The organism is Coleofasciculus sp. (genome assembly GCF_046565525.1).
Taxonomy (GTDB): domain Bacteria; phylum Cyanobacteriota; class Cyanobacteriia; order Cyanobacteriales; family Coleofasciculaceae; genus Coleofasciculus.
In genome coordinates this window covers 13,047-30,097 of sequence record NZ_JBKHUP010000020.1, presented here as the reverse complement: position 1 = coordinate 30,097, position 17,051 = coordinate 13,047, and the positions used below count along the sequence as shown (strand labels likewise).

11 protein-coding genes are annotated in these 17,051 nt (G+C 47.7%); 4 read left to right on the top strand and 7 right to left on the bottom strand.

The annotated features are described in order from the left end of the window. Positions 1–52: 52 nt before the first annotated feature. Positions 53–2,680 carry a GAF domain-containing protein gene (locus tag ACLGGO_RS09535; protein ID WP_446419123.1) on the bottom strand — a complete coding sequence of 876 codons (2,628 nt, stop codon included), beginning with the start codon at positions 2,678–2,680 and terminating at the stop codon, positions 53–55. A gap of 116 nt (positions 2,681–2,796) precedes the next feature. Between ACLGGO_RS09535 and ACLGGO_RS09530 the strand changes: the two genes are divergently transcribed. Then, positions 2,797–3,006 (top strand): hypothetical protein, encoded by a 210-nt coding sequence (locus tag ACLGGO_RS09530; RefSeq protein ID WP_446419122.1) that lies wholly within the window; start codon positions 2,797–2,799, stop codon positions 3,004–3,006. 84 nt (positions 3,007–3,090) lie between these two features. Here the strand turns inward: ACLGGO_RS09530 and recN are convergent, their stop codons facing one another. Continuing rightward, positions 3,091–4,860: a DNA repair protein RecN gene (gene recN, locus ACLGGO_RS09525; RefSeq protein ID WP_446419121.1), complete on the bottom strand. Its 1,770-nt coding sequence runs from the start codon at positions 4,858–4,860 to the stop codon at positions 3,091–3,093. Positions 4,861–5,180: 320 nt separating this feature from the next. Between recN and ACLGGO_RS09520 the strand changes: the two genes are divergently transcribed. Next, complete coding sequence (locus ACLGGO_RS09520) at positions 5,181–7,244, top strand: ABC1 kinase family protein (RefSeq protein WP_446419120.1); 2,064 nt, start codon at positions 5,181–5,183, stop codon at positions 7,242–7,244. Positions 7,245–7,357: 113 nt separating this feature from the next. Here the strand turns inward: ACLGGO_RS09520 and ACLGGO_RS09515 are convergent, their stop codons facing one another. Beyond that, positions 7,358–7,657 carry an RNA recognition motif domain-containing protein gene (locus ACLGGO_RS09515; RefSeq protein WP_446338281.1) on the bottom strand — a complete coding sequence of 100 codons (300 nt, stop codon included), beginning with the start codon at positions 7,655–7,657 and terminating at the stop codon, positions 7,358–7,360. Between the two features lie 270 nt (positions 7,658–7,927). On the opposite strand from ACLGGO_RS09515, the gene gcvT reads away from it, so the two are divergent. Beyond that, positions 7,928–9,049, top strand: coding sequence for a glycine cleavage system aminomethyltransferase GcvT (gene gcvT / locus ACLGGO_RS09510; protein ID WP_446419155.1), 1,122 nt, complete (start codon positions 7,928–7,930; stop codon positions 9,047–9,049). A 433-nt stretch (positions 9,050–9,482) separates the two neighbouring features. Here gcvT and ACLGGO_RS09505 read toward each other — a convergent pair whose 3' ends face one another. Together ACLGGO_RS09505 and ACLGGO_RS09500 are read right to left on the bottom strand one after the other, a co-directional pair. Then, positions 9,483–10,283, bottom strand: a complete 801-nt coding sequence (locus tag ACLGGO_RS09505; protein ID WP_446419119.1) for a DUF5829 family protein — start codon at positions 10,281–10,283, stop codon at positions 9,483–9,485. Between the two features lie 163 nt (positions 10,284–10,446). After that, positions 10,447–14,403 (bottom strand): PatA/PatG family cyanobactin maturation protease, encoded by a 3,957-nt coding sequence (locus tag ACLGGO_RS09500; RefSeq protein ID WP_446419118.1) that lies wholly within the window; start codon positions 14,401–14,403, stop codon positions 10,447–10,449. Between the two features lie 439 nt (positions 14,404–14,842). On the opposite strand from ACLGGO_RS09500, the gene ACLGGO_RS09495 reads away from it, so the two are divergent. Continuing rightward, entirely contained in the window at positions 14,843–15,502 is a 660-nt protein-coding gene (locus ACLGGO_RS09495) for a hypothetical protein (protein WP_446419117.1), read from the top strand. A 313-nt stretch (positions 15,503–15,815) separates the two neighbouring features. On the opposite strand, the gene ACLGGO_RS09490 is transcribed toward ACLGGO_RS09495, so the two are convergent. Further along, the gene (locus tag ACLGGO_RS09490; protein ID WP_446419116.1) at positions 15,816–15,980 is read right to left on the bottom strand and encodes a hypothetical protein; all 165 of its coding nucleotides are present in this window, start codon (positions 15,978–15,980) and stop codon (positions 15,816–15,818) included. Positions 15,981–15,982: 2 nt separating this feature from the next. Next, positions 15,983–16,933 (bottom strand): LynF/TruF/PatF family peptide O-prenyltransferase, encoded by a 951-nt coding sequence (locus tag ACLGGO_RS09485; protein WP_446419115.1) that lies wholly within the window; start codon positions 16,931–16,933, stop codon positions 15,983–15,985. Positions 16,934–17,051: the final 118 nt, after the last annotated feature.

Genomic DNA, 17,051 nt, shown 5'->3' with positions numbered 1-17,051 from the left:
AAACGTTCAACCTTGTTTTTAGTCCTCATCCTTGAGGTGCTAGCTGTTTGATTTACTTTTCGGTCATCGTGTAAGCCCCATCCCACTCAGGAGGAGGTGGGTCTTGGAGAAAATGTTGACACCGATTCAGGTGTAACGCAGCGGCTTTGTCATTGTTGTCAAATTCTTCCAGAATAATGCCAAATTCACCCATTGCCCGGGTAAACTTCCGACTGAGATAATACTCCCGTCCTTTGTGGTAATGTTCGATAATTTCCTCTTTTTCGGCGGAAATGGGATCAGAACGCAGTCCCACCAATTCGTAAATTCTCACAGGCTTATTCTTGCCTTTGACACGAATGCAATCGAGTTCCCGATACCAAATCCTATCCTGGCAGGGAGCAAAGGTATATTCGCTAATGATAATGTCACAGCCGTATTGCTTGGTGGCACCTTCGAGTCGAGAGCCTAAGTTCACACCATCGCCAATAGCAGTGAACTCCATCCGCTTACTCGAACCAATATTGCCACTAATCACGCTGTCAGAGTTAATCCCAATACCAATGCGGATTTCTTCTTTTTTCTGGGCTAAACGACGGGCATTAAAATCTACCAGCCGATGACGCATTTCCACTGCCGTTTGTACCGCTTTCCAGGCATGATCCGGTAGGGGTAAAGGCGAACCAAACACCGCCATAATCGCATCACCGATATATTTGTCGAGGGTGCCTTTGTGCTTAAAAATAGCCTCGACCATCGATTCAAAATAGTCATTAAGCATACCCACCACTTCTTCGGCTTGGAGTTTTTCGGTCAAAGAGGTGTAGCTGCGAATATCAGAAAACAGCACCGAAACTTCTTTGCGATCGCCTCCCATCTTAGCATCGCCCAGTTTCAGCAGTTCTTCTGCCAACTCCTGAGTCATGTACCGATACATTGTACTCTTGAGCCGCTTTTCATCACTGATGTCGTCCATGACCACCAGTGCCCCATACACATTGGTCAAATCACTTGTATCGGCAATGGAGTTAATAGAAAGATGCACGCTATGTTCTTCATTGCTCGGCGTCAGCAATATCTGATCAGGGTAGTACTGATTACGGTCTTTCTCATTTTTCGCGTCTAAGGCATTCTGTAGCAATTTGGCAAAGCTGGCAAAACTGCCCTCTTTTTCTTTAATTTTGACCAACTCTGATACCGATTGCCCTTCGATACTATATCCCTTACTAAACCCCAACAGTTTCTTGGCACTTTCATTCGCCGCGATCACTTTACCAGCTTTGTCTGTCGAAATTACACCATTGGTCAGACTGCGAAGGATATCCCGCTGCATTTGCTCCTGCTGTTTCACCGTGGCAAACAGTTTGGCGTTTTGCAGCGCCACACCCGCTTGGATATTAAATGCTTCCATAAAGGCGATATCGCTTTGATCGAAACTCGCCTTCCAGCATTCGGGTGCGTCTTGTTCCTCCTTATTGGGATCGGGATTGTAAGTGGGAAAATCTCCCTTCTTTTTCTTGTTCACCAATTGGGTGACGCCAATTAACTCGCCATCGGCGTTATAGACTGGCATACACAGTAAGCTACAGGTGCGATACCCGGTATTGCGATCGGTTTCCCTAGCTTTCTCTGAATCGGGATGATTGTACAGGTCAAAGGGGATATTGAGAATTTCACCGGTCAGTCCGACTCGACCCGCAAAACCCGCTCCGATGGGAACCCGGAGTTCTTTCATCGAACCCCCAGCCTGAGGAATCTTCGTCCATAAATCATTGCGTTCGTGATCAATCAACCACAAGGTCGAGCGATCCGCATTCATCAGCTCCTTGGCTTCCTCCATCACCCGTTTGAGCGTTTCTTCCAAGTCTAAACTGCTCTTACTCAGGGATTCAGTCGCCTTCATCAGAGCATTCGCCGCTCGCTGTTGCTGAGTTGCCAAGTAAAATGATTTAGACGACTCCAGAATCAGGCGAATAGAGGGGGCAAATTCTTCAAAAAGTTTCTGATCGGTTTCGCTAAAACCTTGTTTATCGATTTTTTCTTCTAAGGGTAAAGAATCCTCTGGATCATGAGAGGGCTTAAGTTTATTCAACAGCTGAACCACAGCCACCAAGTCTCCCTTGTCATTGAGTAAGGGGAGCGTCAGCATTGTATAAGTTCGGTAGCCGGTTGTTTTATAGAGCTTTTTCGACCCTTCAGAACGCGGATCATCGAAGAAATCGTAGCGATTATTGACCACATTTTTAAATGTTGCCACTTGCCCAGCGATTCCCTGATCAGCAGGAATCCGCAGTTCTATGGTTTTGCCATTCTCACCCTCGGCGACAATCGAAAATAATTCATTCTTGTTTTCATCCAGTAAAAATATCGTTGTCCGGTCTGCACCCAAAAGCTCTGCGGTCTTCAGGGTGATAGCATTGAGCATCTCCTGGAGAATTGTCTCAAACCCTTGGCTGTCGAGGAGCATGGACAGGGTTTGATGAACCACTTCGAGCTTCTTTTCCACCCCCGTAACAACTTCTTTAAAACTGTCTTGGGTTAGGGGAGCAAGAAACGCCGTAAACGTTCCATTGGTGGTCGCTAGGGCACCATCAGACGCGGGTTGATGTTCATGCACGACTTGGTCTTCGGTATAGATCGGCTGTACTTCAATGGTGTTTCCATTGTTAGCCGCAGACCCGGTGGGCGATGTAGCTGTCATATCTCTTGTTAGGGTCAGAGAACGTTCCTGGCATACGAATAAGAGTACTCTATCAGTTAAAGTTTTACCACTCAGGTTAATTTAATCAGTGAGCTACGATTTAGACTACTCTGCTGTTGAGCTTAACGTTTGATTCGTTCTCTCAGCAAGTCGAGGACTCGGAAGCGGGGGAAGTTGGGGAAGCTGGGGAAGTTGGGGAAGCTGGGGGAGCTGGGGGAGCGGGGGGAGCTGGGGGAGCTGGGGGAGACGTGACCGTGGAACGTCTGGGAGATGAGGGAGAGCATTTAAAACTGGCTTGGGGCGGGCGCGAGTCGCATCCCTGGTGAGGGAAAAAAACGATAATCGTCAAAAGAGCCCCGACAAACCCGTTTCTACTCGCCAAACGCAGGATCAACACTCAATCCTCAAAACTAATTCTGACGCCAATGACGGGCTTGAGTCAGGAGCGAATCGGCAAAAGTCATGGCTTCCTGACCGGATTGCCCACCAGCTAGCTGGGCGATTTCTTCCTGGCGGTGAGAATGATGATCGAGGAGACTGACGCGAATGACTGTACGCAGGTCAATTTCAGGCATTTCTTCATCGGCTAGAGTATTCGTCTGGCTGTTTTTGATTAAGGGGGTTTGATCGATCACCTGTTTATCGACGCGGAAATGTCGATCTGCCATGGCGGCGATGATGGGTTGGTGCGTTACACACAACACTTGATTTTGCTGACTCAGGTGATGAAGTCGTTCTGCGATCGCACTCGCTACTCGCCCTGATACCCCGGCGTCAATTTCATCAAAAATTAAGCTTACTCCTTGATCCCCACTGCTGGAAAAACAGGCTTTCAACGCCAGTAAAAAACGGCTCATTTCCCCACCCGATGCCGTTGCTGCCAACGGTTGCAGGGGTTCGCCCGGATTTGGAGATAAATAGAACGTGACTTGATCAGCACCCGTCGCTGTCGGCGCGATGGGCGTGATTGCCACCTGAAATTGTACCTTGGACATGGCTAGAGGCTTCAGTTGCTCCACTAGACGATGTTCCAGTTCCTCCGCCGCGACTCGACGCAACTGGGTGAGCTGAGTACAAGCTGCTGTTAAGGTTTCCTGACATTGGCGGTAAGTTTTTTCCAACTCATCCAAGGATTGACCGTTACCCCTGAGTTCAGCCAATTCTGAGTTAAGTTTTTCGTAGTGCGCGATCGCATCGGTTAGAGTCGGTCCATATTTACGGCAAATTTGTTTAAGGGCGCGGATACGTTCTTCGACTTCTTCTAGGCGTTCGGGATCAGTTTCGAGTCCATCCCCATAAGCATTAATTTGGTGACTTGCTTGCACCACCTGCGCCAAGGCGCCACTGACTAACTCCAGGATCGGTTGTAACTGGGTGTCATATTGCGCCATATCATTCAACGTGGTTTCAGCTTCCCCTAGTAAATCGGCACAGGCAAATGCACCACTATCATTTTGGTAAAGTGACTGATAGATCTGATAACTGTGTTGTTGGAGTTCCACGACATGAGTTAACCGCTGAGATTCTTGTTCGAGTTCGGTCAGTTCTTCGGAATCAGTAAGATTAGCGGCGCTCAGTTCCTGAATTTGATAATCTAGCCAGTCAAGGCGTTGTAAGCGCTGCTGTTCTGACTGACGCCGTTTTTGCAGTGCTTGGAAGGTTTCCTGAGACGCCAGATAAGCCGTAGCGACAAGATCAAGTTGTTTGTTGAGGGGAAAACCACCGTAAAGATCCAGGAGTCGCCGCTGGCGGGTTGAGGCGAAAAGCTGTACCGTTTGACCTTGGGCGGTAATTTCCACCAAGCGATCGCGCAATTGTTCCATTAAGCGACGGTTTACTAAAATACCATTAATTCGCGATCGCGATCGCAGCGAGTTCTGTTTTGCCGTAATCTCTCGACTACAGACCAAATCCGCTTCATCGAACAAATCAATTTCCTGTTCACTCAACCAAGCCATCAACGTCGCATCGATGCGAAACGTCGCCTCAACCAGCGCCCGTTTTTCCCCCGTGCGAATCAGACGATGGGTGACTTTTCCTCCCAACGCCACATCAATGGCATCCAGAATAATTGATTTACCAGCACCCGTTTCGCCCGTCAAGACATTCAGACCCGCCGCAAATTCCAGTTCCAAGTGGTCAACTAAGGCAAAGTTTTGAATCCGTAATGATAGCAACATAGTATTTAAAGTAATAAGTCATAAGTAATAAGTCATAAATCAACCGTCCGGAAAAAAATTCACCGGGAAGGAAGAGGCGACAACAGCTAATCCAGAGAGATACTGGGATGTAGTAGATATACCCAATTGGTGCGAGCGTACCCCGTCTCGTCACCGATATGGTGACCCTTTCACAAAATACTACCTTGCTTGTCGAGCCAGCCAACCTTGTTGCTTAAGCCTACGCCCTAATCAGGATAAACTGAGTGGCGTGGTATCTCAATCATTTTTTGTTACAATTCTTTACATAGTCGCTCCTGCTGGTAAAATCCTGAATTAATATGAATCTTAAAACAATTCCCCCATCCACTCCCCACCGAGATTCAATCACCGAACTCAATCCCTCAGTTGTTCCCTTACCCCCTGAGCCAATTGTGGTTGAGTATGAACAGACGCCTTCTTCTTCATCAGCGCTACCACAGGAGTACTGCGAAAACAAAACAGAAGCGCTGCGCTATGATCCAGTGGCGATTGAAGCCCAATATGGACGAGCGCCGCTACAAGTCCTAGGACGGCTACTCAGGATTACTTTACCGACAGCCGCCTTTGCCATCAATCTATGGTGGGATCGCAAGTGGGGGCGCCGACCGATCAAAGAACGGCGACGAGCGATTCAGTTGCGGGAACTCTTAACCCAACTCGGACCTGCGTATATTAAGGTAGGGCAGGCACTTTCGACGCGACCTGACTTAGTGCCACCCATTTACCTGGAAGAGTTGGCGTTGCTACAAGATCAACTCCCTCCCTTTGCCAATGAAGTCGCTTTTCAATTCATTGAGGAAGAATTAGGCGCTCGCCCTGAAGAAATTTATGCCGAACTTACCCCATCACCAGTAGCCGCCGCCTCTTTAGGACAGGTTTACAAAGGGAAACTCAAAACTGGAGAAACCGTCGCCGTAAAAGTGCAGCGACCTGGCTTAGCACGGCGCATTGCCCTAGACGTTTATATTTTACGCCGCTTAGCTCAGTGGGTACAAAAGAATATCAAGCGGGTGCGGAGTGACTTGGTTGCGATTATGGATGAGTTTGGTACCCGCATCTTTGAAGAAATGAATTATACCCAAGAAGGGTGTAATGCAGAACGCTTTGCCAATCTTTACGGACACCTTCAGGATATTTATGTACCCAAAATTTACTGGGAATATACAGGACGGCGTGTCTTGACAATGGAGTGGATCAGTGGTACTAAACTGACTAATCTGGAAGCGATTAAAGCTCAAGGAATTGATGCCAAGTATTTGATTGAAGTTGGCGTGCAATGTTCGCTACGCCAGTTGTTGGAACATGGATTTTTCCATGCTGATCCCCATCCTGGAAATTTATTAGCTACACCAGAAGGTAAACTGGCTTATCTAGATTTTGGGATGATGAGCGAAGTCAAACCCTATCAACGCTATGGGTTGATTGAGGCGGTTGTTCATTTAGTTAACCGGGACTTCGCGGGTTTGGCTCATGACTATGTAAATTTAGAGTTTCTCACGCCGGATACAGATTTAACCCCGATTATTCCAGCGCTGGCTAATGTATTTAGCAATGCTTTAGGCGCTAGTGTTGCCGAACTCAATTTCAAGAGCATCACAGATCAACTCTCGGAAGTGATGTATGAATATCCATTTCGAGTTCCAGCCTACTACGCTCTGATTATTCGTTCCTTGGTCACTTTAGAAGGGATTGCGATTAATGTTGATCCGAACTTCAAGGTTCTCAGTAAAGCCTATCCTTATGTGGCGAAGCGTTTGTTAACCGACTCTTCCCCCCAATTACGCGCTTCTCTAAAAGACTTACTGGTCAAAGAGGGCAATTTCCGCTGGAATCGCCTGGAAAATTTATTGCGGAATGCAGCCAATTCCCAAGACTACGATTTGAATAAGGTTTTGAATCAAACCTTAGAATTTTTATTCTCAGAACGTGGTGCTTTAATTCGGGAACAGTTGATCGAGGAAATTATCAAAGCTGTGGATATGTTTGGGCGTCGGACTTTTGATAATGTTACGGAGTCTCTGCGCCAACGAGTGGGATTACAGCAGACAACGACATCTACTAGCAAAGTTGTAGAACTGCCGCAAAGTGCAGAACATATCAAACGAATTTGGCAAATTCTGCAAGATACGCCCGGTTTCGATCCCTTCCAACTTGCCCCCTTGGTTCCCCAACTCTTGATGAAGCAGGAAACTCAGCAAATGGGACAAAAAATTGCTGGCGGTTTAGCTCAACGGGTGATGGCACGGTTAATTCGGGAAGTTTTACTTCAGGAGACTCAAGCTCAAGGTGCAAAGCCCTCTAATGGTTCTAGCGTCAAGAGAGCGCCTAAGCTCGTCCTGCCACCAGCAGCGGCGATTCACTGAGTTAAGTTAAGCTTTGAGCCGGGAAATTAATTTCCCGGCTCTTGTCTAATACCTAATCCTTACCCGACGCACTAGTTGTGCCGCAAGAATTGAGGCAATTGAGTGAATGAGAATTAGTAACGACGCGAAAAGTTACCGTTTTTGCGGTTACCGCCTGAACCCCCCTTGTTTTCGCGAGGTCTGGCTTTATTCACCTTCAGATTGCGCCCCATCCATTCAGCCCCATCGAGTGCCTCAATAGCGGCTGTTTCTTCGTCGTCTGTCTCCATCTCTACAAAACCAAAACCCCGGGGACGTCCGGTTTCCCGATCAGTGGGTAATTGCACCCGCTTGACAGCACCATAATCTGCAAAGACAGCATTCAGGTCTTCTGCAGTAACGTCGTAGGATAGATTGCCTACGTAAATTGACATGATTGTCTCCAAACTCAAAGTTGTATAAAGATGTGGGTATCGGAGACAAGTCTGTCAAGTCGAAAGGAAAAAAGCCCATCTGTACTAAGCACAAACACTGAAACCGAACACATTCTCAATGATTAAGCTAGCACAGCCTTGAAGGTTTGGGTACGGAATGTCTGGATTACACTCTATTCAGTGCCGTGGCGCGATCGCAATTTTCCAGATCAGGGGTTGACGCCTGCCAACTGGGTAGAATATGAAAGACCCTGTAACTCAAGACTATCTGTGGCTCAGTCAAAACCAACTGTTGCAAGAACTCCCCTATTTGACCTCGCGGTTGAACAAAATGCCCGCTTCACTGGCTTTTCGGGTTGGGAAATGCCCGTCCAATACAGCAGTATCGGACAAGAACACGAAGCAGTACGCACCAATGCGGGTATGTTTGATATCTCCCACATGGGGAAATTTGCCTTTACCGGAAAGCAGCTCTGGCAAGAGTTACAGCGATTAGTCCCCTCAGATTTGAGTCGATTGCAACCGGGTCAAGCCCAATACACGGTGTTATTGAATCCTCAAGGGGGCATCATTGATGATGTGATTGTTTACCACCAAGGGGAGGATGAAACAGGCGAACCCCAGGGGATGATGATTGTTAATGCGGCAACCTGTCAGAAGGATAAAGATTGGTTGTTAGCGCAACTGGAAAACACCAGGGTAAAATTACTAGACCTTTCTAGGGAAAACGTCTTAATTGCTTTGCAAGGACCCCAAGCTGAGACTTATCTACAACCCTTTGTCCAGGAAGACTTAACCGCGCTGAAATCCTTCGGACATCTCAATGCAACAATTCTAGGTCAACCCGGATTTATCGCCAGGACAGGGTACACCGGCGAAGATGGGTTTGAGGTGATGGTCAAACCAGAGGTTGGGGTTGAACTGTGGCGTCGTCTATTCCAAGCGGGAGTGACTTCCTGTGGCTTGGGGGCGAGAGATACGTTGCGATTGGAAGCAGGGTTGGCACTTTATGGGCAAGATATTGATGATACGACGACTCCCCTAGAAGCAGGTTTAAGTTGGCTGGTGCATTTGGATAGTAAAGGGGATTTTATCGGACGTTCTGTATTAGAAGCCCAAAAAGCTAAGGGCGTGGAACGTCGGTTAGTGGGGATTGAAATGCAGGGGCGACATATCGCTCGTCACGGATATTCGGTGCTATCCGATGGCAAAGTCGTGGGAGAGGTGACGAGTGGTACCTATTCACCAACCCTAGGGAGAGCGATCGCGCTTGCTTATGGTCCCACATCCTTAGCTAAGATAGGTCAACCGTTAGAGGTGGAAATTCGCGGTAAGACTTATCCCGCCGTTGTTGTGAAAAAACCCTTTTATCGCACCAAAAAACGTTTTTAAACGGAGTAGTATTGTCTTGATCCGCATACAGGGTTTGCTGTGGGTTGATGCAACCTGTAGGGGCGGGTTTTACTACTATCTTTTCGTTTCACCAAGATGTGACTAAACCCGCCCCGACTAGAGCGTCGGTCTACTAATCAATGGATAATTAATAATTGATAATTGACAATTGATTAATTGGGTCTAAGACCTCTTCGTTTACGAAGAAATTAAAAAAGATTTTCCTTGATTTCAATCCTCTTCTTTTAAGGAGAGGTCATTATCCATTGTTCATTATCCATTGTCAATTTGTGAATTTGAGGAGCGATCGGAAAATCCTGGGGCTAGGGGGGATGGAGAGAGGTTTTCCAGAAAGGTTTTCTAGATCCTGTGAAAAGTAATCTACACATTTGCGTGCCAAGGAAAGTCTTTATTTTTAAAGTAATTGCTTCAGTTAGCCAAATTGCCAAATTGCCAATTCTCTACCTACTTTTAACTTGGCATTGTCACCAAATGTGAAGGTTTTTTCCGGATGCGGTTTATCTTTCATCGTGCAAACAACCTGGCGAATTCGATACCTTGGAGCAACGTTCTGGGATACTTGTACAGTAAAACCATCACAACGATAGATCGTCTTATCTCCTACGCCAGATGAGTGATAGCCAAAGGCTCGCAGCAGTAATGCGAGTTCCTCATGTTCCGATACAGTTAATTCAAGATGAACCTCTGATATGTCCTCAAATAAAGACGTTTCGGAAGTATCCAAGGTTTTCAGATACGCCGCACGGTCAAAGCAACCTGCAGGGGTAAGTTTGATGTTTTTATAGTCTAAATAATCCTGATGAAATTCCATTAACCACGCAGCGAAGGCTTCTCTCTCTGATGGGTTGAGCGTCAAGTAATGAAACCAGGGTACTTTTCCATTTTCAGTTTGACGAACTTGCAAATCAGAAAACGTTTCTTCGGCGCCTAAGGCTCTTAGTTTTTCTGCTACACTATCAATTTGTCCTGCTTGTTGAGTATTGAACCCAATACCCGAAAACCCTTCCTTCAATCCTTCAGCTCCCCCTGGAGGAAAAAGTTCAAGATAGGCATAGTTTCCCCTAAGATAAATTCCTGACCAACTTTCTGTATCTGTTTCTACGGTATCTCTGGATATTGTGCAGAATGATTGGTTAATGAAGTCGGATTGGGCGATTGATTCTAGGGTGTCTGTGTCGAGAGTAACATATAAATGGTTAAATTCTATTCCCATGTTCGTAGTAGGGGATGCGAGCCCCAATACAAGTTTTCTTTTCATATAGGGCTTCCTCAGCTTCCCCAGCTCCCCCAGCTCCCCCTGCTCCCCCTGCTTTTGGCGCTTAAGTTGACACCTATGACAAATGACAAATGACAAATGACAAATGACGATCCCCTCATCAACTGACAGACTTGCCAGGGATTGACCAGCGCTTGATCCGACCAATGGTGACGGGCATATTCAGCGCCACATCTAGGGTAAACCGGAACACCCGACGCGATCGCCGACCGTTTTCGGGGTCAAAGAAGATCAGTAATACATCCCAGCAATCGCTGTTAATCCGACAGTAGGGGCTTTTCTTCACCTCAATGGTGTCCAGTTGACGCTCAGAGGCGATCGCTTCGGCAAAGACGGAGGCGGATTGGAAGATGTTGGTGGCGGCGAAATTCAGGGCGCGATCGCGTGAGGTTTGTCCCAGGTTACGCAAGTCGTGGTAGACGCGATTCAGGAAGGCGCTTAAGGCTTCCCGGATTAGGGGTTCTTGTTCGGGGTCAAATCGGTTACTAATGGCGGCTAGGGCAGCGTTTACTAGGGCGTTAACCGTCCAACCATACATCCCACGCACGTTATTTACGGTTACAACAGGCACAACTTCCCCGGAAAAGAGTTCCACGGTGCGGGTGGTGCGGTGAGCCGGCAGACTGATCCGTTCCACAAAGTCATCGCTGGTTTCTGGCTCTAATTGCCCTGCCAACATTTGCAGGAACATTTCATAAATATCCTCGGCAAAGGGTCCTTTGGGTTCTAAGACATAGAGGGTGTTTTGATCCAGGTTGAGTGTCCAAATTAGGGAGCGCCGTTCGTCGGGGTAGCGATCCAGGTGTTCCAGCATCTGGCGCGGATCGTAGGGGTCTGGCGGTACCATGATGCCGTCAATTTCGGCAGGTGCCATCAGTTGCTTGAATGTATCGCGGCGGGCTTCATCGCCAAAGTCGTAGCCGAGGGTGCCAAGGGCGTAAACGTTACCGGAATGGGCGGTGCTGGCTTCAACGGTGGCGGGGTTGGCTAGTGCAGCATCGGAGTCAGCCGCCGCGATAACTGAGGCTTCTGTGGGTGTAGCGGGTTGTACGGCGGGGCTGGTGGCAGTAATGCTGGCGGGGGTTGGCATGGCATAGCCAGCCCGTTCGGTGCGGGTTACTTGATCGCCGGCAAAGGAAATGGTGAGGGAGGGTTGCCCAAATAGCACGTTCATCGCGCCAGGGATATTGACAAAGCCGCGCAGACAGCGTTCTGGTTTTTCTGCGTCGCAGGGAATCGCGGTATTGAGCAGTGCTATTCGGACGGCTTCGGCATCAATGGGTTTACCCTCTTGCAGTTGCAAACTCATCAGCAGCGCAGAAATACCCGTGATCACCGGAGCTGCCATGCTGCTTCCTGTTACGCGCACGGGTTTTTCGGTGCAGGGTTGCGCCCCCAAGACATCTACACCCGGAGCGAGGATGCCTTCGTCGGTGTTGTTGCCGCCCCAGTTGCTAAAGTGAGCTGGTGTACCATCAATGTTGGCGGCGCCTACGGCTAGAGGACCCGATATCACCGCAGGCAGACACCAGCATTCATTTGAATTGTTCCCCGTGGGCGCGACGATTAAGACGTTGTTATCTTGGCATTTTTTAATCGCTTGGACGAGGATTTCTTCCCCTTCACTGGTTTGGGTAGGGCGACAAAAAGCACAGTGGATAATATTTGCACCTAATTCTAAGGCTAAGTCGAAGGCACGGGCTAAGTTAAGGGGAGAGAGCAGATCCGCATAGTCCGCAGAAGTTACGGCATCGTGGGGCATATTAATCACCCGGCAGTTAGGAGCAATGCCAAAAACAGGGCTATGTTCTTGACCTACGATGTTACTGGTGACGTGACAGGCATGGTCGTTGAGTTCAACACGCGCTTTGACATCTTCTGAGAGGGCAGCATTAAGCGCCTCTTCTTTCTCTTGACCCTTGAGTCCTTTGTCCCGGATGGCTTGGAATGTGGCGTAATCTTCTGGGCTGGGGGGTTCTGCGGGTTCATGCCAGTAGGGAACAACTTTAGAGACTTGAGCGCCGGCAAAACAGGATAATGTGTAATCTGGGTCGCCGTCTAGAATTACAATCGTGATCCGGGGGTCACCCAAGGTTTGATTGTGGAGTTCAGCTAGTCCGGGAATGCGATCATCCAGGTCATGGGGATGGAGTGCCACTGATATTTTAGTCGCAGAACTCTCGATTTCACTAGCTGAAACCGCCGCCGACTCTATTTCACCTTCCACACTATCGGATTCCACCTGGCTATCCCCAGCCTCTGATCCTGTAGGTTCAGATAGAGATGGGGTTAACCCAGATTCAGCAGAATCCGCTGCATGACTTGATGCGTCTAGAGTATCAGTTGGACTCTCTGAAGCGTCTAACTCAGCAGATTCAGCCCCTGTTTCCTCAACTGGCGCTGAGGTATTTTCCGACATTTCCCCAGCTTCAGTCGGCTGAATTTCTGCTACTAACCCGGCTGGCTCAACCTCAGTTGCCCACATTTGTGCTGTAGCGGACTCGGATTCGGACTCAATCCCATTAACTTCAGTCTCACGGGTTGATACAGTTGCTTCAGCCGACTTTTGTGAGTCATCCACCTCACTCGACTCCAGCCCACTGGCTTTGATACTACTTTTAGGCAGCGACCCCAGCGCAAACTCTCCGACAGCCGACTCTTCCACATAGTTTAGACCCGTCGCCCGACCAAACGCATCGCTATCCCCAACCCCCACCGCACAGGGAGCCAGACCCATATTAGTTGCCACCAAGTAAAAGTTTTGCTGTAGCACCCCAACGTGCTTAAGCAGCACCTCATAACCGACAGAGCGATAGCGACGAAATAGCCTACCGAACCGTGCTGTAATCACTAATAGCACTTGTGGACGTGGACTCACCAAAATCCGGACAGAACTATAACCTAACAGATCTAAAATATCATCCTTCGATTCGACAATCTGCTCTAGCTGGTGATTCAGCGGGTCGTAGTGATACACCCCTTGGTTCAAACCTTGACAATGCAGTATCACTGGATAAATTTCTAATTCGTACATTGCCCCGCCACCAGGATAGGGGCGACGGCTCAACTCGCCATAGTCAATATCTGCTTCAAAACCGAGTATTTCTCGCCAATTTTTACCGAACCACTCCTCTGTGCTAAGTAGTTCCTTGACACGGGCGGTGCGATAAAGGAGTTCGCCCAGTTGCTCGATCGCGATCGGATGGTTATCGTCATAGTCTCGAACCGATTTTCGGGTTTCGATCGCTTCTGTGAGCGTGCCATCGTTACATATCAATGCTCCCAGATTCGGATGCGGCAGCGGCACAATCTGAGCGCTCATGGGCGGCTTCACCACTGGAAAATCTGACCACTGGTCAACGCACCGCTTTTCATCCATTTCCCGATAGTCATGGCGACCTCTGCGACTGCGGCTGTGGAACAGCAGGTTATGAAAGTCCCAAAGCTGAAGCGAGGGGGGTTCGGGATCAGCCGTCAGAAACCCCGCCGCCCATAACAAGTTGAGGAACTGATAGGCGGTTTCTGGTCCGAGTAAGGGTGGGGGTGTGAGTGTGGTTAGGGATTGGGGCTGAGCGAGTTGAGCCAGGATCGCGCTCGCTCGCCAGTCAAGCAGCTTGACCCGAAACTTTGACAGGGGCGACTCCAGTACCATTGTGCCGTCGTAGGGATGTTGGTAAGCAAAGCGAGAGAGGGTGACATGGGTTTTTGTCCAGTAGGGTTCAGTTAGATTCAACTCGGCGGAATCCACCATCGGAATCGCCACGGCTAGGGGCAATACGGCATAACTCAACCAGCCTCGTTCATCCAATTGTTTTAGCATCAGGGCGAACTGTTCCCTAGCTGCCCCACCATCGAGTTTGGCTAACCCTTGCATGAGAAATTCGGTGGTAGTGTTGCCCGCTTTGAGATGATCTAGAGCCATACTGATTCCGGGCGTTGTGGCAAGGGTAAGCCAAGCCGTCGGATCAGATTCGGCTGAATGCACGGTGTAGTGATCTCCAGTGCTTGTGACTTGGATATCGGGGTTGAGGGAAACAGCGAAAGGGTGATTGCTCATGGATGATGGATAATGGGAAACGATGATTGGGTAAGTGAGTCAATGGCAAATGACCGTAGGTAATAGAGGATCAAGTTTCGATCCTCCCAACGCCTCTTAACAAGGGGAGCTAGAAATTTCTGTTTACCCTCATCTGGAGTCAAAAATTTATTCATCTGACTCCCCCCTTAATAAGCTACGGTTTACACACAAGTATCGGTTATGTCGTTTCGACACCCTAGATCCCCCTAAATCCCCCTGATGAAGAGGAACTTTGACTCCAGTTCCCCCCTGATGAAGAGGAACTTTGACTCCGGTTCCCCCCTTATTAAGGGGGGCTAGGGGGGATCTCAGGATTTGTTCAGTGTACCGTAGCCTTTTAAAGGGGGGCTGGGGGGGATCAAAAAGGGTAAGGGAGAGACGATCTGACATATATTTTATAACTTAAAGGAGAAATATTATGGCAGCCGCGATCGGTGAAATTATCAGAAATGGAATTTTATTTGATGTTAAGAATTGGAGCAGTTTAATGTCAGACGGTTATGATTTTTTTCAGACGGTTGAACAATTATTTGATAGGCTGAATGAACGAGAGATTCCTTATGTATTGGTTGGTGGGGTAGCTTTACTCAGCTATGTGGAAGGTCGCAATACCCAAGATATTGATCTAATCCTAGATCGGGCTGATCTTGATAGTTTACCAGAGATTGGTATCCAAAATGAAAATAAAGATTTCATTCGGGGAACATTTGAGGGATTACAAGTTGACCTGTTATTAACCAAAAACCAACTCTTCCGACAACTATCGCAAGACTTTGTAACAGAACAGAGCTTCGGCAACCGACAAGTTCGCTGTGTCACAGTGATAGGACTCCTAGTTTTAAAGTGTTATGCATTACCATCTCTCTATCGTCAAGGACAATTTAGTCGCGCCAGCATTTATGAAAATGATATCCTTTTATTGCTGTTAAACTATTCAGTTGATTTAGATTTAGTTATTAACATTTTATCAGACTATTTATTGGCAAGTGATTTAAACGAGGTAGAAAGTATTTTAGGCGATATTCAAAGACGGATTCAACGATTTTCAACGCAGCAGCAAGCATTAGAGGAAGAGTAGGAAAAGAATAGTTTTAAATCATCGCGTTGTGGCAAGAGGGGGAGTAGGGGACTGGGTTATGGAGCCCGTACATTTTTATTATGGGTGAGACAGCCGGACATCATACGATAGAGGTATATGTGAGGTAAACCAAAATGTAGGGGCGCAAGGCTTGCGCCCTTACCGAACCTAGTCAAACTGAGAATTGCTATAGTCGTTTTCAGTTTTGATGGGAGCATGTCAGTTTTGCACAAAATATTCTCGTAGGTTGGGTAGAGCGCAAGCGAAACCCAACACCATCGTATGCCTGTTGGGTTTCGTTCCTCAACCCAACCTACTGGCGTGACACAGCTAAAATTGTGGAATAGATTTGACGATTTTCTGGGCGCACGCCGTGCGCCCCTACAATTCCTGGATGTAAGGCTAATCCACCAAATTCGGTGTGCCACGCCACTACAAAGGTGACATGATCCTGTTTTGATCGCCTTGTCAGAGTCATGTTCAAGAAAAGTCATAATCCGGATGCGGTTGACACTCGTCACGTTGATCGTAGTAGAAACAAAAATTTTCTAATCGACTCTTCTCTAACTCTTGCTCTGTCACAGCAACAGCCGCATCTATGATGCAACTTTGACTTTGACAAAAATCATAGATTCGATCACCTATGCTGTTAAATAGAAAGTATTTTGGTATGTCTTTTATTTTTGTGAAATAAAAAAATAAGAGTGGCTTGGCATAGGCTTTAGAGAAGCATGGCATCAGCAGATAAGATCCCCTGAAAATATAATTTACTTTCTGTGAAAAGTATTTTTGTATGTAGGGAGTAAGATACTTTCCTCGGGTTCCTAATGCTCCTGGCTGTGCTGGAGCAACTGGACCTATATCGACTCGACTACGACCATCAAAGAAAAGTTCAAAGCCAATTACCATCGTATCTCTAATCAGTACCTGTGTTAATTCATCTGAGTAGTAACCACCATCAAGAGCGATCGCGGTTCTGGCTAATTCTTCAGGATCTTCGTCGTTTTCGATATGGATATACAGCATCACACTGGAATCTTCAAGCTTTGAACCCAAGTGAATGCCAATCGTATTATTCATAATTTTGCCAGAGCCACTATGTGCTGCGGCAAACTGCTCAAACGCGTTTCGATTAATACGAACGCCTAACCGGTTATCAACCTTATCTAATAGCTTAAACGCATGAGTTAGGGATTCGGGCCACGTCGTTCCCTGATCGTTACAAACCTCATAACGTCCGGCTAGCAGTCGCCCCCCTTCAACTTGGCAAGAGGATTCCACACAACAAGACCCTTCGATCTCCAGAATAGCCTGTTCAAAAAGAGGAAGAGGGAAGGTTGGCTCAACATCAAAAGCCTCTTGATGAGTTCGGACAAACTGAAGACGGCGGTTTTTGAGCTGATTCTGTTGTAGCCGAGAAATTAGGGTCATAGTCTTAGTCAGATATAGTATTTCCCAATGAAACGTAGAAACTTTACCCTTGTCAATTTCTCCCCTTAGCCCGGGGAGGGCAGGGGTGGGGTTACCAACTCAACTGAAAACGCGATGG